This window comes from Streptomyces sp. NPDC088706 (assembly GCF_044752765.1).
GTDB lineage: Bacteria > Actinomycetota > Actinomycetes > Streptomycetales > Streptomycetaceae > Streptomyces.
Genome location: NZ_JBIVLW010000011.1, coordinates 123,002 through 142,315 on the forward strand (window position 1 = coordinate 123,002; position 19,314 = coordinate 142,315).

Sequence of the window (19,314 nt, forward strand, 5' to 3'; positions counted from 1 at the left end):
CGGGAACAGGTCCCGAGCCCCTTCGCCGTGAACCGATTGGCGATTGGGGGGGTTACGCCGGACGGAGGCCGTGTGCTTGATTAGTCATGACAGTGAACAAATAGAGGAGACGGGCCTGTCGCCTCGGCTCCCGACGGCAGGCGAAGGCGGTCGGACGACATGACGGAACGCTGCACCCCCACCCCCGAGGACAAGTTCAGCTTCGGTCTGTGGACCGTCGGCTGGCAGGGCCGGGACCCCTTCGGCGACGCGACCCGCGCGGCCATGGACCCCGTCGAGTCCGTGCGGCGGCTCGCCGAGCTCGGCGCCTGGGGCGTGACCTTCCACGACGACGACCTGATCCCCTTCGGCTCGACCGGCACGGAGCGCGAGGCGGTCGTCAAGCGGTTCCGGCAGGCCGTCGACGCGAGCGGGCTCGTCGTGCCCATGGTGACGACGAACCTCTTCACCCACCCGGTCTTCAAGGACGGCGGGTTCACCGCCAACGACCGCGACGTACGCCGTTACGCGCTCCGCAAGACCCTGCGCAACATCGACCTCGCCGTCGAGCTCGGCGCCACCACCTTCGTCGCCTGGGGCGGCCGGGAGGGATCGGAGTCCGGCGCGGCGAAGGACGTCCGCCTCGCCCTGCACCGGATGAAGGAGGCCTTCGACCTGCTGGGGGAGTACGTCACCGAACAGGGGTACGACCTCCGTTTCGCCATCGAGCCCAAGCCGAACGAGCCGCGCGGCGACATCCTGCTGCCCACCATCGGTCACGCCCTCGCCTTCATCGAGCGCCTGGAGCGCCCCGAGCTCGTCGGCGTCAACCCCGAGACCGGGCACGAGCAGATGGCCGGGCTCAACTTCCCGCACGGCATCGCGCAGGCGATGTGGGCGGACAAGCTCTTCCACATCGACCTCAACGGCCAGTCCGGCATCAAGTACGACCAGGACCTCCGCTTCGGCGCGGGCGACCTGCGCCAGGCGTTCTGGCTCGTCGACCTGCTGGAGAGCGGCTACGAGGGGCCGCGCCACTTCGACTTCAAGCCCCCGCGCACCGAGGACCACGACGGTGTCTGGGCCTCGGCCGCCGGCTGCATGCGCAACTACCTGATCCTCAAGGAGCGTACGGCGGCCTTCCGCGCCGACCCCGAGGTGCGGGCGGCGCTGCGCGCCTCCCGCCTGGACGAACTGGCGCGCCCCACCGCGGGTGACGGCCTGGCGGCCCTGCTCGCCGACCGCACGGCGTACGAGGAGTTCGACGTGGCCGCCGCCGCGGAACGCGGCATGGCCTTCGAGGCACTGGACCAGCTGGCCATGGATCACCTGCTCGGGGTGCGCTGACCTGGCCGGTGAGCCGTGGGGGCAGGCCGTCCCGCCCCCCCGGCTCATCCCCCCGACGGCTCCGCGTACGCCACCGGGTCGGCCAGCACGTCCTGCACCACCAGGGCCGCCGCTCCCCGCGCCGCGTCCCCCGCCACCGACGACGCGCGGAGCCGGCCGCTGCCCGGGGACCAGAGCCCCGACACCACCCGGCCGGTCAGCTCCGCGTCGGCCGGCGGCGACAGCCACGGCATCAGGCCCCGGTAGATCCCGCCGAGCACCACCGCGTCCGGGTCGACCAGGTTCACCGCGCCCGACACCACGCGGCCCAGCATCCGCCCGGCCTCGGCGATCGCCGACACCGCCCGCTCGTCCCCGGCCCGCGCGCGCCGTTCCAGCTCCAGCACCCCGGCGCCGCCCCCGGCCCCCTCCACCCCGGCCGTCCGCAGCAGCGCGGTCTGCCCCGCGTACTGCTCCAGGCAGCCCCGGGAGCCGCACCGGCACCCGGGCCCGTCCGGGTCCACCACGACATGGCCGATCTCCCCGGCGAACCCGTGCGCGCCCCGCAGCAGTTCGCCGCCGATCACGAGCGCGCCGCCGACCCCGATCTCACCGGTCAGATACAGGAAGCTGCGTACGCCACCGAGGTCGCCGAACCACAGCTCGGCCAGCGCCGCGAGATTGGCCTCGTTCTCCGAGGCGACCGGCAGCACCCCGAGGCCGGGGCGCAGCGCGGCGAGCGCGTCGGCGAACAGGTCCTGAGCCGGCACCTCGTTCCAGCCGAGGTTGGGGGCCTGGCGCACCGAGCCGCCGGAGACCAGACCGGGCAGCGCCAGCGTGGCACCCACCGGACCGAGTTCCTGCTCGCGCGCCGAGTCCAGGGTCCGCGCGGCGATCCGGGCCGCGCGGGCGAGGACCTCCTCGGCGGGGGCGCCCCGGTTGTCGAGGTGCTCGGTCTGCCGGACCCGGCCGGTGCCCGCGAGGTCGACCACGCAGACCGAGACGTAATCGACGTTGATCTCCACGCCGAGCCCGGCGGGACCGGTGCGGGCCACCTTGAGCGCGGTGCCGGGGCGCCCGGCCTGCCCGCTGAACGTCTTGCCGGACTCGGTGAGGAACCCGCTGTCCATGAGCTGCTCGACGAGCGAGGAGACCGCGGCCCGGGTCAGGCCGACCCGGGCCGCCACTCCGGCGCGGGTCGCCTCCCCGCTCTCGCCCTCGTCCCGCACGGCTCGCAGAACCAGGCTCAGATTGTGCCGTCGCACGGTGGCCTTGTCGGCCTTGGGCCCCAGCGGAGTGAGGATGCTCTTCATGTCGTCGCCGAGCCTATGCGATGGCGGGCACGGCAGGCAGGGCGGTGGAGGCGGCCCCCTCCGGCAGGACCCACCCGGCGACACCCGGGAGGACCACGTCACCGTAGGGGGCCGCCCGCCGTCAGGGCTTCGCGCCCCGGGCTTCCAGCATGTCCGTCATCAGCCCGATCTCGGAGCGCTGGCCGCTGACCATGCCCTTCGCCAGGTTCCGGACGACGTCCGTCCCCGCCGCTTCCGCGCCCGCCCGCGCCATGTCGACACCGGCGCGGTGGTGCACGGTCATCAGCCGCAGGTACAGCACCTCGGCCGCCCGGCCCTCGGCGCTCTCCAGGGCCTTCAGCTCGGCGTCGGTGGCCATGCCCGGCATCAGCGAACCGTCGCCGGCCGGCTCGACGGTGTGCCCCATCCACGCCATCGGTGGCTTCGCCGAGCTCTTGGGCAGGTGCCACTGCTCCAGCCAGCCCAGCATCATGCCGCGCTGGTTGGCCTGGGTGTTGATGATGTCGTACGCCAGGCGCCGTACGTCCTCGTCATCGGTGCCGTCGCGCACGATGAACGACATCTCCACCGCCTGCTGGTGGTGGATCACCATGTCCCGGGCGAACCCCGCGTCCGCCGACCCCTCCGCCGGAGCGGACCGCGCCGCCTTCGCGGACGGAGAGGCCGCGGACGGCCGTACCACCATCAGCGCCACCAGACCCACCGCCAGCAGCAGCACGGCGGCCCCGGCGAACACCATCCGGCGGGTCGAGGAGAACGGGCCCGTCACCGAGGTCACTTGTCGAGTCCGCCGGTGCAGGCGGCACCCGGCTCGGGGGTCTGCGGGCCCTGCACGTACTTGGTGAAGAACTGCCCCACCCGGGCGTCGGAGGCGTTCTTGACCGTGACCTGCTTGCCCCACGCGCTGAGCATCAGCGGTTCCTTCTGGTCCTTGACCGGGCTGATGAAGGAGTACGGGGTGGACTCGACCTTCTCCGTGAGCGCCTTGACGTCCGCCTCCGGGGCCTTGTCGTTGTACGTGACCCATACGGCGCCGTGCTCCAGGGAGTGGACGGCGTTCTCCTTCGGTATCTCGGCGGTGTAGACGTCCGCGTTGCAGTTCATCCAGACCTGGTTGTGGTCGCCACCCACAGGCGGGTTCATCGGGTAGTCGACCTTCTTCGCCACGTGCTCCCGGCCCAGGTCGTCCCAGCTGCGCTCACCGGTGACGGGGGAGGTCTTGGCCTGCTGCTCCTTCTCCTCCTTCTCGTTCGCCTGGGACATCAGGTAGCCGCCTCCGGCGACCAGCGCGGCGACCACGGCCACCGACGCGCTGATGGTGATGATGCGGACCCGGCGCTCGCGGGCGCGCTCCTTGCGGCGGGCCTCCTCGAGCTTGGCGCGACGGGCGTTGGCGGGGGAGTTCTGGTTCTTGGCGGAAGCCATGGCAGGTCCTCGTCGTTCAGCGGATGCGGGGGATGCAGACGGTCGTGCAGGAAAGCGGAAGGGAGACAGGGCATACGGGCAGCCGCTCCCGCCCTCCGCGCGAGGCAGGAGGAGAGGGAGCGGACCCGGCTCTAGATCCGTTGGACCTGAAGACGCAGCTGATCGACGGAGCACACGCCGTCATGGGCCGGCCCCCGGATGGCGGCCGCCCCGGTCAGCGGGGCGACGGGCACGACGGCCACGGGGGAGGGGAGCGCCACGGGGGCGGACGACACCGGGAGCACGATGGCCGCCGGGTGGGTCGAGTCGCTGTGGCACGAGGTTCCGAGCCCCCGGTCGGCGGGGGTGGCCATGACAACCGGATCGATGGCCAGGCCGGGCACCGGCGTCAGCGTCCGTACGGGGGCCGGGCCGGAAGCCTCCGCCGTCACCGGCACGGTGGCGGCGGCCGAGGTGGCGACCGAGCAGCAGAAGAGCAGGGACAGCACGGCGAACATCCAGCCCAGTGAGGCGGGCACGCGGGAGCGGCACCGCTGCCGGTCGGTCCGAGCGCTCACCCTGGTCATGGCCCGTCATCGTAGTGGCCGTATGAAGATGCGAAGAAGATGGGTCACCCATTCCGTGGAGCCGAGTTTCGGCGAGGAGATCATTTACAGGCGTGATACCGGTTAACGGGTATGGGTGAGTGATACAGGCATCCTGGCTCGGGGGCCCCTCCCCCGCAGCCTTCCCCTCGCCGCCCCGTTCCGTCTCGGCCGCCCCTCGGACTCCTGGTTCACGCCCGCCAAGCCGCGCTGAGCCAGGTCGTCGCCTCCGCCGTACCGCATCTGACGCTGCTGGCCGGGCGGCTCGACCTCGTCATGTACACGATGGCCGGTCGGGGCCCGGCGCTGACCCCGGTGGTGCGGGCCGGGGCGGGGCGCCCGGTCAGGGCGGGGTGGCCGGGTCCAGCAGCGCGGCCGACTCCCGTAGAAGCTCGGCCCGTTCGGCCACCGCGGCCTCGCCCGACCGGTCCGCCGGAGCGGCGGCCACCAGGGCGAGCCGGTCCCGCCAGCTGGACCCGCCCAGGGAGACGGCGACCGTGGTCATGCCCGGGACGGACGCTCCCCGGCTGACCGCGTGGCCGCTCCGGCGGATCAGCTCGAGCTCGTCCAGCAGGGCCGTCCGCGAGGTGAGGGTGGCCGGGGTGACCGGCTCCAGCTCCTCGTACGGATACAGCGCGCACACCTGGTCCGCCGTCATGCGGGAGAGCAGCAGCAGGCCGCCCGAGCCCGCGTGGGCCGACCCGGTCCGTCCCACCTCCAGGGCCACCCGCACCGGATGGGCCGACTCGCGGCCGTCGGTGACGATGACCTGGTCGCCGAGGAGCGCCGCACTCCACACGGTCTCACCGGTCCGCCGGGCCGCGTCGTCGAGGGCGGGTCCCAACCGGTCGCGGGCCGCGCGGCCGAGACCCGCGGGCCGGCCCAGCCGCACCAGCTCCGGGCCCGCCGCGTAGCCGCGCCCCGACGTGTCCCGGATCGCGAACCCGCGCCTCTCCAGGGTGCTCAGCACCCGGTGCGCGGTGGACCGTCCGACCGAGAGCCGCTCGGCGGCCTCGGTGACCGTGAGCGTGTCATGGGTGAGGAAGAGCCGCATGGCGCGGAGCCCCGTATCCAGCGAAGCGATCGTGTAGTCACCCGTCGCCGTCATGCTTCCGCCCGCTCCCTCTCGTCACTCCCGGTATGCCGCCGACGCCACCGCGGGGTGGTGCCGACGGCCATGATCCCCGCTGCGGCACCGTATGCGCCGGGTGCTCCGGAGGGTCGGTGGAAACCGCGGCCGTATACGCGTCAGCACGGCGATTTTTCGTTTCACCCGCCGGGAGTTCAGGAAACTGTTCGTTTCGAGCCGGTTCGATCATCTGTGCTTCTGTCCTGTTCTGCGGGACGAAAGCACGGTGGGACGCGACATATTGAGCTGTTATCGGGTCTTTCCGGCTCTTCTTTGTCCTGACAGGCGGTACAGGAGGGGGAAAACGGTGGCTGATTCTTGGCTGCCGTCACTCCCCGCACACGCTCCACAGCGCTGCGTACGAAAACTGGCGAGTGTATTCCTCTTCGCGGACCGCCGCAGGGGGTTGGGCGAATATGCCGATCCCCTGTTCTGATCTGGCTAAGCTCACGCGCAGTGAAGTCGAGTTGATACGAATTCGAGCACTTGTTCATGAGTCTCCGCTCACGTGCGTATACATCCCGGAATCAACCGCCAGAGGGTTTAGATGGTCCGTGTTGAATCACCGCCGACCGACAGAGAAGTCTCCGTCGTCCGCGTAGTCCTGCCGCCCGTGGTCCTGCTGGCCGGCGCCACCGCCGCCGGTGCGGTCCTGGTGGTCCCGGCCGCGCGGATACCAGTCGCCGTGTGCGGCGCGATCGCCACGCTCGTGGCCGCCGTGCTCACCGTGGCGCTGCACCGCCGCCGGCGCGCCATGGGCGCCCAGCGCGCGGAGTACGAACAGCGCATCGCCTACCTGGAACACCGCATCCTCAGCCACGACTCCGAGACCGTGCGGCTCACCAAGGAGGTCATGCCGGCCGCCATCCGGCGGCTGCGGGCGGGCAACTCGCCCGAGGAGGTCATGCGCGACATCGTCGACGCGGATGTGGCCAACCGGCATCTGCCCAAGGCGCTGCGCGAGCAGATCTACCAGGTCCTCGAAGTCATCGACAACGAGGAGGCCCGGCGTGACTCCGCCCAGCGCGCCTTCGTCAGCGTCGCCCGCCGCGTCCAGGCGATCGTGCACCGCCAGGCCAGTGAACTGCGGGAGATGGAGGACCACTACGGGCGCAACCCCGAGGTCTTCGACGACCTGCTGCGCATCGACCACGGCACCGCGCTGATCGGCCGGCTCGCCGACTCCATCGCCGTCCTCGGCGGTGCCCGTCCGAGCCGTCAGTGGCCCAAGCCCGTACCGCTGTTCAGCGTGCTGCGCGGTGCGATGTCCCGCATCCTGGAGTACCAGCGCGTCGATCTGCACTCGATCGCCAAGGTCGCCATCGTCGGTACCTCGGTCGAGCCGCTCATCCACGCCTGCGCCGAACTCCTCGACAACGCGACCCGCTACTCGCCCCCCCAGACCCGGGTGCACGTCACCGCGGTCGAGGTGCAGACCGGCATCGCCATCGAGATCGAGGACGGCGGGGTCAGCCTCAGCGAGGAGGCCCGCGCCCGGGCCGAGAACATGCTCGCCCAGGCCCAGGCCGGCATCAACATGAACGACCTCGGGGAGTCCCCGAGGCTCGGCATGGCCGTCGTCGGACGGCTCTCACGGATGTACCAACTCCAGGTGTCCCTGCGCCAGTCGGCGTACGGCGGTGTCCGCGCGGTCCTCATCGTGCCGCGCGACATGATCACCACCGGCCCCGCCCCGGGCATCGCCCACGGCATCGGCGCCACCTCGCGGCCCACCAGCTCGCTGGACATGTCGCAGCTCCAGCATGTGGTGCCGCCGCCCGGCAAGCGCAAGCCCAAGCCCAAGCCCGCCGTCACCGGCCCGGTGCCCTCCGTGGTCGCACCGGCCCCCGCCACCGCCCCCGCGGCCGCGGCACGTCCGGCCGTGTCCGCCCCGGCCATGGAGGACGACGTCCCGGTGGTCACCGAGTGGACCGAGAACGGACTGCCGCAGCGCCGCAGCCGGGGCCGCGCCCCGCTCGGCTCGCACAACCTGCCGCAGCAGCCCCCCGCGTCGCCCGCCCCCGTCAACGGGGGACTGCCCGGCCGGGGCGGGACCCCGGACGGCGGACCCGGCGGGTCCGGCGGCGAGAAGCCCCCCGGCCTCTGGCTGGAGGCCTTCACCAAGGCCGTCAACGGCGTACCGCAGGAACCGAAGCACGGCGAAGACTCCGATGACGCGTGGGACAAGGGAGACCTGAAGTGATCCAGCAGCGGGGAAACATGGACTGGATGCTCAAGGAGCTGGCCGACGACGTGCCGAGCATCCACCAGATCGTGGTGCTCTCATCGGACGGTCTACGCATCGCCATGCACGGCGGCGACCCCGACGTGGCCGACCGGCTGGCGGCGGCCTGCGCCGGGCTGCAGAGCCTGGCCGCCGCGGTGGCCACCGAGATCCCGTACAGCGACGGCCTGATGAAGCTCGTGGTCATCGAAGTGACCGGCGGGTTCTTCTACTTGATGGCGGCCGGGACCGGCGCGTATCTCGCCGTGCTGGCGGGCGAGACCGTCGACGCCGGACTGGTCGGCGCCAGGATGCGGGACATGGTCGTGCGGATCGGCGCCCACCTGACCAGTCCGCCCCGCCACGGCGGGCAGTCCGGATGAGCGGACCCCGACGAGAACGCCGCAAGACCGATCCGGCGCTCAGCGATCCGGAACGGCTGTACGTGATCACCGGTGATCTCGACGACAGTGAGCGGGCCGCACTCGACCTGGTCACGATGGTCGTCGCGCAGGCCGAGCCCTCGCCGACGTTCCAGCCGGAACAAGCCGCGATCCTGCGGCTCTGCCAGGCGCCCTTATCGGTCGCCGAGATCTCCGCCTACCTCAGCCTGCCGTTCAGCGTGGTCACCTCGCTCCTGAGCGATCTCCTCGCGACCGAACTCATCGAGTCGCGTGCGCCGATCGTCCGCGCCACCCTCCCCGACAGGTCCCTTCTCGAAGCGGTGATGCATGGACTTCAGAAGCTCTGACACGATCACCGGACCCCGCAGCGAGGATGTCCTCCCCACCACGGCCACCGCCGCGGTGAAGGTCGTGATCGTCGGCGGGTTCGGCGTCGGCAAGACGACCATGGTCGGCTCGGTCAGCGAGATCCGGCCCCTGACGACCGAAGAGACCATGACCCAGGCCGGTGTCGGCGTGGACGACAACGCCGGGGTGGAGACGAAGACCGCCACCACCGTCGCCATGGACTTCGGCCGGATCAGCCTCAGCGAGGAGCTGATCCTCTACCTGTTCGGCACCCCCGGCCAGGAACGCTTCTGGTTCCTGTGGAACGGCCTCTTCGAAGGAGCCCTCGGCGCCGTCGTCCTCATCGACACCCGGCGGCTCGAGGTCAGCTTCGACGTCATCGGCCGCCTGGAGGAGCGCGGAGTGCCGTTCGTGGTGGCCGTCAACACCTTCCCCGACGCCCCGCACCACCCGGTCGAGGCCCTGCGCAGAGCCCTCGACCTGCCGGACGAGGTCCCGATGATCGACTGCGACGCCCGGCTGCGGGTCTCCAGCCGCGATGTGCTGATGACCCTGATGCGCTATCTGCACAGCCTGGCCGTCCCGCTCGCCTGACGGCCCGGGGCCCCCCGGCCGCCCCGGGGCCGGGGGCGCGTGCCGTTCCCCCGGCGCGCGCCCCGTGCCCCTCGCCCACCTGTGCTCGATCCCTGGCCGCACTGATCCCCGGCCGACCTGATCCCTGGAGCCACTGTGACGACCCCCTTCCACCACGAACCCGGCGCCGCCCCGCCGCCCCGGTGCCCGGCCCACGACCTGGGCACCGGCCCCGGAGGACTCCGTCGGCTGTACGGCCCCGAGGCGGAGAACGACCCCGCCGGCCTCTACGACAAGCTCCGCGCCGAACACGGCACGGTCGCCCCGGTCCTGCTCCACGGCGACGTGCCCGCCTGGCTGGTCCTCGGCCACAGCGAGAACCTCCACCTCACCCGTACGCCGTCCCAGTTCTCCCGGGACTCCCGGCGCTGGCGGGCCCTCCAGGACGGCAGCGTCGCCCCGGACCACCCGCTCGCCCCGATCTTCACCTGGCAGCCCGTCTGCGTCTTCGCCGACGGCGCCCAGCACGAGCGCCAGCGGGGCGCGGTCACCGACAGCATGGAGCGCATCGACACCCGCGGCGTGCGCCGCCACATCAACCGCTTCAGTAACCGCCTGGTCAACGACTTCTCCGAGAAGGGCAGCGCCGACCTGGTCGGCCAGTTCGCGGAGCACCTGCCGATGATGGTGATGTGCGCGATCTTCGGTATGCCCGAGGAGTACGACGAACGGCTCGTCCAGGCGGCCCGCGACATGACCCGCGGCACCGAGACCGCCGTGGCCAGCAACGCCCACATCGTCGGCGTGCTGACGCGTCTGGTGGAGCGCCGCCGCGCCGAACCCGCCCCCGACTTCGCCAGCTGGCTCGTCGAGCACCCCGCGACGATGACCGACATCGAGGTCGTCGAACACCTGCGCCTGACCCTCATCGCCGCGTACGAGTCCACCGCCAACCTCATCGCCAACGTGCTGCGCATGGTCCTCACCGACCCGCGCTTCCGCGCCCGGCTCAGCGGCGGCCACATGACCGTGCCGGAAGCGGTGGAGCAGACCCTCTGGGACGAGCCGCCCTTCACCGCGGTCTTCGGCCGCTGGGCGGTCGGCGACACCGAGCTCGGCGGCCAGCAGATCAAGGCCGGCGACGCCCTGCTCGTCGGCATCGCCCCGGCCAACACCGACCCCACGGTCCGCCCGGACCTCACCGCCAACATGGAGGGCAACCGCGCCCACCTCGCCTTCAGCGGCGGCCCGCACGAGTGCCCCGGCCAGGACATCGGCCGGGCGATCGCGGACGTGGGCGTCGACGCCCTCCTGATGCGCCTGCCGGACCTGGAGCTCGGCGTCCAGGAGAGCGAGCTGCGCTGGGTGGGCAACATCATGTCCCGCCACCTGGTCGAGCTGCCGGTGAAGTTCGCCCCCAGCCCGCAGCAGAAGCTGGACTCCGATCCGCTCTCGGTGATGGCCCGCGCCACCCGGCCGGCGGGCGACTGGGAGATCTCCTCCCCGGCCCGCCCGGTTCCCGAGCCCGCGCACTCCGTCGCGGGAACGCAGCCCGCGCACGCCCCGGGCGCGGCCCCGCAGCCCCGGCCGGTCGCCGCTCCGGCGGACGCGCCCGCGCCGGAGACCGGTGAGCCGGGCCCCGGCACGGCCGTGGTTCCCCGGCAGCGCCGCCCGGGCGCGCCCGCCCGGCTCCGGCAGGCGGTCTCCCGCTGGTGGAACGGGTACTGACCTGCCCGGTGGCCCCGGACCCGTACATGTGGGGTCCGGGGCCCCGCCGCACGCGAGCCGGAATCACCGCGCCGAGCCACCCCCGTACCATCGAGCAGCGTGAAGCTGACAATTCTTGGCGGTGGCGGATTCCGGGTGCCTCTCGTGTACGGGGCCCTGCTCGGCGATCACGCCGAGGGCCGCGTCTCCCACGTCACCCTGTACGACACCGACGCCGACCGGCTCACCGCCGTCGCCCGGGTCCTCGACGAACAGGCGCGCGGTGTCCCGGACGCGCCCGCCGTCGTCGCCACCACCGAGCTCGACGAGGCGTTGCGCGGCGCCGACTTCGTCTTCTCCGCGATCCGCGTCGGCGGCCTCGCCGGACGGGCCGCCGACGAACGGGTCGCCCTGGACCTGGACGTACTCGGCCAGGAGACGGTGGGCGCCGGGGGGATCGCGTACGGGCTGCGGACCGTCCCCGTCGCGTTCGAGCTGGCCCGGCGCATCGCCCGGCTCGCCCCACGCGCCTGGGTCATCAACTTCACCAACCCGGCCGGGCTGGTCACCGAGGCCATGTCCCGCCACCTCGCCGACCGGGTCATCGGCATCTGCGACTCACCGGTCGGGCTCGGGCGCCGCATCGCCCGCACTCTGGGCGCCGACCCGGACCGTGCCTGGATCGACTACGCCGGACTCAACCACCTCGGCTGGGTGCGGGGCCTGTACGTCGACGGGCGGGACGAACTGCCCCGACTGCTCGCCGACCCGGCGCTGCTGGGGTCCTTCGAGGAGGGGCGCCTCTTCGGCACCGAACTGCTCCGGTCGCTCGGCGCGATCCCCAACGAGTACCTGCACTACTACTACTTCAACCGCGAGGCCGTCCGGGCCTACCAGGACGCCGACCGGACCCGGGGCGCCTTCCTCCGCGACCAGCAGGAGGCTTTCTACACCCGGATGCGCGAACCCGGCACCCCGGCCCTGTCCGCCTGGGACCGCACCCGCGCCGAGCGTGAGGCCACGTACATGGCGGAGAACCGGGACGTCGCCGGGGCGGGGGAGCGGGCGGAGAGCGACCTGGAGTCCGGCGGCTACGAGCAGGTGGCCCTCGCGCTGATGCGGGCCATCGCGCGCAACGAACGCACCTCGCTGATCCTCAACGTCCGCAACCGCACGGCCCTTTCCGGCCTGGACGCCGAAGCCGTCGTGGAGGTGCCCTGTCTCGTCGACGCCAACGGGGCCCACCCGGTGGGGCTCTCGCCGCTCCCGTACCACGCCGTCGGTCTCGTCACCGCGGTGAAGGCGGTGGAACGGGCCGTGCTGGAGGCGGTGGAGAGCGGGTCGCGGGCGGCCGCCGTGCGGGCCTTCGCGCTGCACCCGCTGGTCGACTCCTTCGCGGTGGCCCGGCGGCTGGTCGACGGATACCTGGCGGTGCACCCGCAGCTCGCCTACCTCGACCGTCCCTGAGCCCTTGGGCCGGCTCGGCTCAGGGGGTGGAGACGATGCTCCTTGCCCAGGTCGGAACGGTGCCCGCCACCTGGCAGACCATCAGGAACAACGGGATGGGCGGGGTGTACGGCGTGAGGCTGTCGGGTGAGTGGATCAGGCGGGGGCGTACGGCGGGGACGTCGGCGCCCGGGGCGTACAACACCTGCTCGGGCCAGTCCAGATCCAGGTCGGAGCCGGCCGGGACGATCCACCACCAGCGGTCCGCGTCGGCGAACACGCAGCCGGTGCGCGGGAGGTGGGACATCAGGCGGAAACCGTGCCGTGCGGGCACACCGACCGCGTCGCACCCCAGGCTGGCCGACATCGAGGGCGGCAGCGTCAACCGCACCCGGCCGCCGCGGGGTTCATCGGCGGCGCGCGGGCGGTGCCCGCCACGCAGCCGGGACAGCGCGTTCCTCAACATGGCTGCTCCACGCCGTGCGGGAGCTCCGCCCACACGATGCGGCCGGAGTCGTCCCCGGCGTCGTGACTGCCCCACGCGCTGCTCATCGTGTCGACCAGCAGCAGGCCGCGCCCGTGCTCGTCGTCGGAACAGCGGCGCAGCCGAGGGCCCCCGGGCTGGTGCCCCTGGTCCTGCACGGCTATCCGCAGACGTCTGCCGAGGCAGCGCAGCTCGCACACCACACGGGTGCTCGCGGTGTGCACAACCGCGTTGGTGACCAGCTCGGACACGATGAGAACGGCCGCGTCGTACACATCGCCGCCCAGCTTCCAGGTCTCCAGCCTGGCCCGGGTCAGCTGCCGTGCGCCGGCCACCGACTCCGGGTGCGCGGGCAGCGCGAAGCAGTAACGGAGCGCTTCCGTCCCGGGGCTGAGGTCCATGAGCCGGGGGATGAGCGCACTGCCAGGTGCCACGACCGATTCCTCACAGTGGGGGCTGCGTCACGCTTCGTTCCCCGGGTGAGAGAGGAGCGGTCATGACTGAGCGAACTGGTTCGGTGACCAACTTTCCCCCTGCCGAGGACACTTGGCAAGGGGCACTCTGAAATTTCCAGAGTGACTGTGTCGTAGGGGGCGCACGCGTGGCACACTGCTCGCAAAACAGCGCATGGGGAGGTCTGAAGTGAGCGAACCGCGGTCCGCCCCGACCGTGGGCCAGGTCGTGCTCGGCAAGCGCCTGCAGGATCTGCGGGAGCGCGTCGGCCTGACCCGCGACCAGGCGGCGAAGGTGCTCAGGGTCGCTCCCGCGACGATACGCCGGATGGAGACGGCCGAGGTCGGCCTCAAGATCCCCTACGTCCAACTGCTGCTGAAGGCCTACGGCGTCGCCGACGACGAGGCCGAGGCCTTCGTCGAACTGGCCGAGGAGGCGAACAAGCCCGGCTGGTGGCAGCGGTTCCATGACGTCCTGCCCGACTGGTTCAGCATGTACGTCAGCCTGGAGGGCGCCGCGAGCCTGCTGCGCATGTACGAGCCGCACTTCGTCCCCGGGCTCCTCCAGACCGAGGACTACGCGCGCTCCGTGATGCGCACCGGAGCGGTCGGCCAGACCCGGCCCGAGGACATCGAGCGCCATGTCGCCCTGCGCATGGAGCGGCAGTCCCTGCTCGCCAAGGAGGACGCGCCCCGGCTGTGGGTGATCATGGACGAGACCGTCCTGCGGCGGCCGGTGGGCAGCGTCCAGGCGATGCGCGCCCAGACCGACAAGCTGCTCGAAGCCACCGAACTGCCCCATGTCACCCTGCAGATCGCGGAGTTCGCGAGCGGCCACCACCCCGGCACCTACGGGCCGTTCGTCCTCTTCAGGTTCGCCGTTCCCGAACTCCCGGACATGGTCTTCAGCGAGTACCTCACCGGAGCGGTCTACTTCGACGCCCGCCCCGAGGTGGCCTCGTACCTCGAAGTCATGGACCGCATGGCGGCCCAGGCCGCGACTGCACTACGCACGAAGGAAATCCTCCGGGACTTCCGCAAGGAGCTGTGATGAACCACATATACAACGGCATGCCGGCCGCCGACCTCGGCCCCGAGGGCTGGTACAAGCCCTGGAGCGGTGGGAACGGGGGCAACTGCGTCGAGGCGATGAAGCTCGCGGACGGCCGGGTCGCCGTGCGCCAGTCCGCCGATCCGGACGGTCCCGCGCTCATCTACTCCAACGGCGAGATCGCCGCGTTCATCCAGGGTGCGAAGGCGGGCCAGGCGGATTTCCTTCTCACCTGACGCACCACCACTTGTTCTGTCCGGCAGCTGCTCGAGCTGGACGCCCGGGGCCGGGACATGGCCCGGGTCAACCGGGCGTTCATCTGGTCCTCTCGCACACCACCGGTGACTTCAACCCGGAGGGCGCGGCGCAGGCCCGCGCCATGTACGAGGAGCGCGGGATGACCCTGCGCCCCCGTTCGCGCGCCGAGCTCGCGGCCTTCTTCGACGGCCTGGAACTCGTCGAGCCCGGCGTCTCGCTCTCCGCGGACTGGCATCCGGAGCTCGGTGAGGTCATCGACGTACCGGGTGACGAGCCGATCCCCGGTCACGCGGGAGTCGCCCGCAAGCCCTGAGCGGCCTGCCTCACCGGGTGAGCGGGTGGCCCGTGGTCGCGTCCACATGGTCCGGTACGGGGTCGTGGGCGTCGCCCACCGTCGACGTACCGGAGGGTTCGAAGAGCATCAGGCAGGCTCCGTCCGTCGAGCGCGGGCGGTGCCAGGTGCCGCGCGGTACGACGAAGACCGCGCCGCGGTGGAGCGTCACCGTCCGCTCGTCCTCCTGAGCCACCCCGTCGCGCAGCGCGATGTCCAGGGTCCCCTCCACCACCAGGAAGAACTCGTCCGTGTCCTCGTGCACATGCCAGATGTGATCACCGCGCACCTTGGCGACGCGTACGTCGTAGTCGTTGACGCGGGTCATGATGCGCGGGCTCCACAGCGCGTCGAAGGAGCTCAGCGCGTCGTCGATCAGGATCGGTTCCGTGGCGGGTCGTGCCGTGTCCGTGGTCATGGACCCATGTTCGGCGCTGGGCCGCCGCGCCCGTGAGTGCTACGAATCGCAAATGACGAAAGAATCCTCGCACCGGGTCGTCATGATCGTCTCGGCCGGTTCGAACCCCTTCGAAATGGGGGTGGCGACCGAACTCTTCGGCCTGCGCCGCCCCGAGCTGCCCGTCGACTGGTACGACTTCGCGCTCTGCTCGGCCACGCCCACGGTCACGATGCACGCGGGCTTCTTCCAGCTCTCCGACGTATCGGGGCTCGACGCCGTGGACCGCGCCGACACCGTCATCGTCCCCAACCGTCCCGACCCGCTGGAGGACCCCGCCCCGGAGGTCCTGGCGGCGGTCCGACGGGCCTCCGAGCGGGGCGCCCGGCTGGTCAGCTTCTGCACGGGGACGTTCACGCTCGCCGCCGCCGGCGTCCTGGACGGCAGGCGCGCCACCACACACTGGCGTTGGGCGTCGGCGTTCACGGCCCGCTTCCCGCAGGTGGACCTCCAGCCCGACGTCCTCTTCGTCGACGACGGGCAGGTGATCACCGCGGCGGGCAGCGCCGCCGCCCTGGACACCGGCCTGCACCTCATCCGCGCCGACCACGGGTCCGAGATCGCGGCGGCCGTCAGCAGGAGACTGGTCCACCCGGCGCACCGGGACGGCGGCCAGCGCCAGTTCATCGAGCACCCGCTCCCCGAGGTGGCCGACGCCTCGCTCGCCCCGCTCCTGGCCTGGGCCGCCGAACACCTGGCCGAAGGCCTGGACGTGTCCGCGCTCGCGGCCCGCGCGGCCGTCAGCCCCGCCACGCTCCACCGCCGCTTCCGGGCCCAGCTCGGCACGACCCCGCTGGCCTGGCTGACCGAGCAGCGGACGACTCTGGCGTGCCGCCTCATGGAGCGCGGCGAGGAACGCCTCGACGTGATCGCCCGCCTCAGCGGCCTCGGTACGGCGACCAGTCTGCGCACCCAGCTCCGGCGCCGTACGGGGCTGACGCCCACGGAGTACCGGCGCCGCTTCGCGGCGGGCGGCTGAGGCGGGGGCCGGGAGCACCGGGGCGCCGGCGCTCGGCTCGCCGCACCGGAGTCCGGGTCACCCCCGGCCCGCCGCCCGCGCCCCCGGGTCACAATGGACCCATGTCACGACGCACCTCCCGGCCCCGGCAGCCCGCCGCCCCGCGCATCACCGACGCCTCGCCCTGCCCCTGCGGCCTCGGCGCGGCCTACGGGGAGTGCTGCGGCCGCTTCCACTCCGGCAGCGCCGCCGCCGCGACCTGCGAGGCCCTGATGCGCTCCCGGTACACGGCCTTCGTCGTCCAGGACGCGGCGTACCTGCTGCGCACCTGGCACCCGGAGACCCGGCCGCCGGGCGTCGACTTCGACCCCGCGATGCGCTGGACGGGACTGGACATCCTGGACACCACCGAGGGCAGTGCCTTCCACACCACCGGGACCGTCACCTTCCGGGCCCACTACACCGACGACGGGCGCCCCGACTCCCTCCACGAGCAGAGCCGCTTCGCCCGCCACGAGGGGGCCTGGGTCTACGCGACGGCGGTCTTCGTCGACTGAACCGGACTGAGCACGACCGGACTGAGCACGACCCGACTGAGCACGACCGGACTGGCACAACCCGACTGAGCGGACCTGACTCAGCACAACCCGACCGAGCTGACCCGACCGGGCAGGGCGGCCCCGAAGACCTCTCTCAGGCGGGGGAGGCACCGACCCGCCCCCGGTCCTGAAACCCGTCCGACCCGGTTCACGTCCGACCCGGTTCAGGCCGGTGCGCCCACCCGCGTCGAACCGCCCGGGTGGGGCGCGGGGGACAGCTCCTGGGCCAGGTCCTCCGCCAGCAGCCGCTTTGCGATCATGTCCACGGCGATGCGGAGCTGCCCGTCGTCGGGCCGGGCCCCGTCCTCGGCGAGCCGTTCGTTGAGCCAGCGGCCCCAGGCGTCGGAGATCACCGCCGCCTCGCGCCGGCCGGCCGCCGTATGGGAGAAGATCCGGCCGTCCCCGGTGAGATAGCCCTCCTCGATCATCCGGTCGAAGACGGGGACCAGCACCTCCGGCGGGATCCGGTGCCGGGCCGCGATCAGTCGCAGGCCCGCGTGGCCGACCATCCGGGTGAACAGGTCCACCTGCATCACCGCCCAGGCCCCCGCCACGTCCAGCCGGGTGTCGGACTCGGCGGTGATCCGCCGGGCCGTGTCGGGCCCCGCGCCGTGCAGGATCGTGGCCACCGCGATCTCGAGGAGCTTCTCGGAGTCGCCGCTGCCGGGCTGGGCGAAGCCGTCGCCCATGTCCGTCGACGCGAGCCGGGCCGAGTCCCGCAGCTGCACCTCCTTGAGGAACAGGGCGACGACGAAGCCGATCAGCGCCACCGGAACCGTCCAGAGGAAGACGGTGTGCAGGGTCTGCGCGTACGCCTGCGCCAGCGGCTCCGCCTGGGCCGCGGGCAGCGCGTGCAGGGCCTGCGGGCTCTGCGACGCACGCGCCAGGACCGCCGGGTCGCCGCCGGCCGCCACGGCCCCGGCGACCCCGTCGGCCAGATTGGGCGTCAGCGCGTTGGCGTAGATGGTCCCGAACACGGCCGTGCCGAAGGCGCTGCCGAGCGTACGGAAGAACGTCACGCCCGAGGTCGCCGTACCCAGGTCCGCGTAGTCGACGGTGTTCTGCACGGCGATCGTGAGCACCTGCATGGCCAGCCCGATCCCGAGGCCCAGCACCACCATGTAGAGCGATTCCAGCCACACCCCGCTCTCCGGGCCCATCCGGGAGAGGAGGAACAGCCCGGCCGCCATGACCAGCGTCCCGACGATGGGGAAGAGGCGGTAGCGGCCGGTCTTGCTGACCACGTTGCCGCTGAAGATCGAGGCGACCAGCAGGCCCGCGACCAGGGGCAGGGTCCGTACGCCGGAGAGGGTCGCCGAGTCCCCGTCCACGTACTGGAGGTAGGTCGGCAGGAAGATCATCGAGCCGAGCATCGCGAAGCCCACGATGAAGCTGAGGATCGAGCAGACGGTGAACACCGGGTTCCGGAACAGCCGCATCGGCAGCATCGGTTCCTTCACCCGCGTCTCCACCCGGCAGAACACCGCCAGGGCGATGATCCCGGCGACGAACAGCCCGATGACCATGGGCGAGCCCCAGGCGTACTCGTTCCCGCCCCAGCTCGTAGCGAGGATCAGCGCGCTCGCGCCGATGGCGACCAGCGCGATGCCGGTGTAGTCGATGACCGGCCGGCCCGCGGCCCTGACGGACGGGATGTTCCGGGCGGCGGCGACCACCACGACGATGGCGATCGGTACGTTGACGTAGAACGCCCAGCGCCAGGTCAGGTGGTCGGTGAACAGGCCGCCGAGCAGCGGACCGATCACCGTCGAGATACCGAAGACCGCCCCGATCGCGCCCTGGTACTTGCCCCGCTCGCGCAGCGGGATCACATCCGCGATGAGCGCCATCGACGTGACCATCAGGCCGCCCGCGCCGATGCCCTGCATACCGCGCCAGATGATCAGCAGCAGCATGTCCGAGGCGAGACCGCAGAGGAACGATCCGGTGATGAAGACGATCGCCGACACCTGGAAGACCAGCTTCCGCCCGAACAGGTCACCGAACTTGCCGACCAGGACGGTGGCGACGGTCTCGGCGAGCAGATAGGCGGTGACCACCCACGACATGTGCGCCGCGCCGCCCAGGTCCGCGACGATCGTCGGCAGGGCCGTGCCCACGATCGTCTGGTCCAGCGCGGCCAGCAGCATGCCCAGCACGATGGTGGCGAAGACGATGTTCCGCCGCCGCCGGTCGAGGACGGGCGGCGGCGCGGCGGCACTCTGCGCGGCGGGGGCTTGCTCGCTGGCAGTGGTCACGTCTGCAC

At 71.9% G+C, this 19,314-nt stretch carries 20 protein-coding genes and 2 pseudogenes; 13 read left to right on the forward strand and 9 right to left on the reverse strand.

Annotation, left to right across the window (positions count from 1 at the left end; genetic code table 11):
* The first annotated feature begins 159 nt into the window (after positions 1 to 159).
* Positions 160 to 1,326, forward strand: a complete 1,167-nt coding sequence (gene xylA, locus ACIQAK_RS23340; protein WP_366391375.1) for a xylose isomerase — start codon at positions 160 to 162, stop codon at positions 1,324 to 1,326.
* A 44-nt stretch (positions 1,327 to 1,370) separates the two neighbouring features.
* On the opposite strand, the gene ACIQAK_RS23345 is transcribed toward xylA, so the two are convergent.
* From ACIQAK_RS23345 to ACIQAK_RS23360, 4 genes are all read right to left on the reverse strand, one after another.
* Entirely contained in the window at positions 1,371 to 2,618 is a 1,248-nt protein-coding gene (locus ACIQAK_RS23345; protein WP_366391376.1) for an ROK family protein, read from the reverse strand.
* Positions 2,619 to 2,739: 121 nt separating this feature from the next.
* Positions 2,740 to 3,357, reverse strand: a complete 618-nt coding sequence (locus ACIQAK_RS23350) for a DUF305 domain-containing protein (protein WP_401848871.1) — start codon at positions 3,355 to 3,357, stop codon at positions 2,740 to 2,742.
* 35 nt (positions 3,358 to 3,392) lie between these two features.
* Positions 3,393 to 4,043, reverse strand: a complete 651-nt coding sequence (locus ACIQAK_RS23355; protein WP_366391378.1) for a DUF3105 domain-containing protein — start codon at positions 4,041 to 4,043, stop codon at positions 3,393 to 3,395.
* 131 nt (positions 4,044 to 4,174) lie between these two features.
* Positions 4,175 to 4,609 (reverse strand): hypothetical protein, encoded by a 435-nt coding sequence (locus ACIQAK_RS23360; protein WP_366391379.1) that lies wholly within the window; start codon positions 4,607 to 4,609, stop codon positions 4,175 to 4,177.
* 115 nt (positions 4,610 to 4,724) lie between these two features.
* Here ACIQAK_RS23360 and ACIQAK_RS23365 point away from each other — a divergent pair.
* Positions 4,725 to 4,921, forward strand: a pseudogene (locus tag ACIQAK_RS23365) (FUSC family protein); the annotation flags it as partial.
* A gap of 49 nt (positions 4,922 to 4,970) precedes the next feature.
* On the opposite strand, the gene ACIQAK_RS23370 reads toward ACIQAK_RS23365, so the two are convergent.
* Positions 4,971 to 5,735, reverse strand: a complete 765-nt coding sequence (locus ACIQAK_RS23370) for an IclR family transcriptional regulator (RefSeq protein ID WP_366391380.1) — start codon at positions 5,733 to 5,735, stop codon at positions 4,971 to 4,973.
* A 568-nt stretch (positions 5,736 to 6,303) separates the two neighbouring features.
* On the opposite strand from ACIQAK_RS23370, the gene ACIQAK_RS23375 reads away from it, so the two are divergent.
* The 6 genes from ACIQAK_RS23375 to ACIQAK_RS23400 all read left to right on the forward strand — a co-directional run bounded on the left by ACIQAK_RS23375 (position 6,304) and on the right by ACIQAK_RS23400 (position 12,479).
* The gene (locus tag ACIQAK_RS23375) at positions 6,304 to 7,959 is read left to right on the forward strand and encodes an ATP-binding protein (RefSeq protein WP_366391381.1); all 1,656 of its coding nucleotides are present in this window, start codon (positions 6,304 to 6,306) and stop codon (positions 7,957 to 7,959) included.
* Positions 7,956 to 8,363 (forward strand): roadblock/LC7 domain-containing protein, encoded by a 408-nt coding sequence (locus tag ACIQAK_RS23380; RefSeq protein ID WP_006128841.1) that lies wholly within the window; start codon positions 7,956 to 7,958, stop codon positions 8,361 to 8,363. The genes ACIQAK_RS23375 and ACIQAK_RS23380 overlap by 4 nt, the downstream gene beginning before the upstream one ends.
* Complete coding sequence (locus ACIQAK_RS23385; protein ID WP_026241710.1) at positions 8,360 to 8,731, forward strand: DUF742 domain-containing protein; 372 nt, start codon at positions 8,360 to 8,362, stop codon at positions 8,729 to 8,731. The genes ACIQAK_RS23380 and ACIQAK_RS23385 overlap by 4 nt, the downstream gene beginning before the upstream one ends.
* Positions 8,712 to 9,326, forward strand: a complete 615-nt coding sequence (locus ACIQAK_RS23390; RefSeq protein WP_366391382.1) for an ATP/GTP-binding protein — start codon at positions 8,712 to 8,714, stop codon at positions 9,324 to 9,326. Before ACIQAK_RS23385 ends, ACIQAK_RS23390 begins: the two co-directional genes overlap by 20 nt.
* Before the next feature lie 135 nt (positions 9,327 to 9,461).
* The gene (locus ACIQAK_RS23395; protein WP_366391383.1) at positions 9,462 to 11,033 is read left to right on the forward strand and encodes a cytochrome P450; all 1,572 of its coding nucleotides are present in this window, start codon (positions 9,462 to 9,464) and stop codon (positions 11,031 to 11,033) included.
* A 99-nt stretch (positions 11,034 to 11,132) separates the two neighbouring features.
* Positions 11,133 to 12,479 (forward strand): 6-phospho-beta-glucosidase, encoded by a 1,347-nt coding sequence (locus ACIQAK_RS23400; protein WP_366391384.1) that lies wholly within the window; start codon positions 11,133 to 11,135, stop codon positions 12,477 to 12,479.
* A 19-nt stretch (positions 12,480 to 12,498) separates the two neighbouring features.
* Here ACIQAK_RS23400 and ACIQAK_RS23405 read toward each other — a convergent pair whose 3' ends face one another.
* Together ACIQAK_RS23405 and ACIQAK_RS23410 are read right to left on the reverse strand one after the other, a co-directional pair.
* Positions 12,499 to 12,924, reverse strand: coding sequence for a hypothetical protein (locus ACIQAK_RS23405; protein WP_366391385.1), 426 nt, complete (start codon positions 12,922 to 12,924; stop codon positions 12,499 to 12,501).
* Positions 12,918 to 13,376: an ATP-binding protein gene (locus ACIQAK_RS23410; protein ID WP_366391386.1), complete on the reverse strand. Its 459-nt coding sequence runs from the start codon at positions 13,374 to 13,376 to the stop codon at positions 12,918 to 12,920. The genes ACIQAK_RS23405 and ACIQAK_RS23410 overlap by 7 nt, the downstream gene beginning before the upstream one ends.
* A gap of 208 nt (positions 13,377 to 13,584) precedes the next feature.
* Between ACIQAK_RS23410 and ACIQAK_RS23415 the strand changes: the two genes are divergently transcribed.
* The 3 genes and pseudogenes from ACIQAK_RS23415 to ACIQAK_RS23425 all read left to right on the forward strand — a co-directional run.
* Positions 13,585 to 14,445: a helix-turn-helix transcriptional regulator gene (locus tag ACIQAK_RS23415; RefSeq protein ID WP_366391387.1), complete on the forward strand. Its 861-nt coding sequence runs from the start codon at positions 13,585 to 13,587 to the stop codon at positions 14,443 to 14,445.
* Positions 14,445 to 14,681 (forward strand): DUF397 domain-containing protein, encoded by a 237-nt coding sequence (locus ACIQAK_RS23420; RefSeq protein WP_366391388.1) that lies wholly within the window; start codon positions 14,445 to 14,447, stop codon positions 14,679 to 14,681. Before ACIQAK_RS23415 ends, ACIQAK_RS23420 begins: the two co-directional genes overlap by 1 nt.
* Before the next feature lie 74 nt (positions 14,682 to 14,755).
* Positions 14,756 to 15,016 (forward strand): annotated as a pseudogene (locus ACIQAK_RS23425) (SAM-dependent methyltransferase); the annotation flags it as partial.
* Positions 15,017 to 15,026: 10 nt separating this feature from the next.
* Here ACIQAK_RS23425 and ACIQAK_RS23430 read toward each other — a convergent pair.
* Complete coding sequence (locus ACIQAK_RS23430) at positions 15,027 to 15,452, reverse strand: cupin domain-containing protein (protein WP_366391389.1); 426 nt, start codon at positions 15,450 to 15,452, stop codon at positions 15,027 to 15,029.
* A gap of 52 nt (positions 15,453 to 15,504) precedes the next feature.
* On the opposite strand from ACIQAK_RS23430, the gene ACIQAK_RS23435 reads away from it, so the two are divergent.
* Together ACIQAK_RS23435 and ACIQAK_RS23440 are read left to right on the forward strand one after the other, a co-directional pair.
* A complete protein-coding gene (locus tag ACIQAK_RS23435; RefSeq protein ID WP_366391390.1) occupies positions 15,505 to 16,470 on the forward strand; it encodes a helix-turn-helix domain-containing protein in 966 nt (321 codons plus the stop codon).
* A 101-nt stretch (positions 16,471 to 16,571) separates the two neighbouring features.
* Positions 16,572 to 17,006, forward strand: coding sequence for a YchJ family metal-binding protein (locus tag ACIQAK_RS23440; RefSeq protein ID WP_366391391.1), 435 nt, complete (start codon positions 16,572 to 16,574; stop codon positions 17,004 to 17,006).
* 206 nt (positions 17,007 to 17,212) lie between these two features.
* Here the strand turns inward: ACIQAK_RS23440 and ACIQAK_RS23445 are convergent, their stop codons facing one another.
* Complete coding sequence (locus tag ACIQAK_RS23445) at positions 17,213 to 19,306, reverse strand: MDR family MFS transporter (RefSeq protein ID WP_366391392.1); 2,094 nt, start codon at positions 19,304 to 19,306, stop codon at positions 17,213 to 17,215.
* Between the last annotated feature and the right edge of the window lie 8 nt (positions 19,307 to 19,314).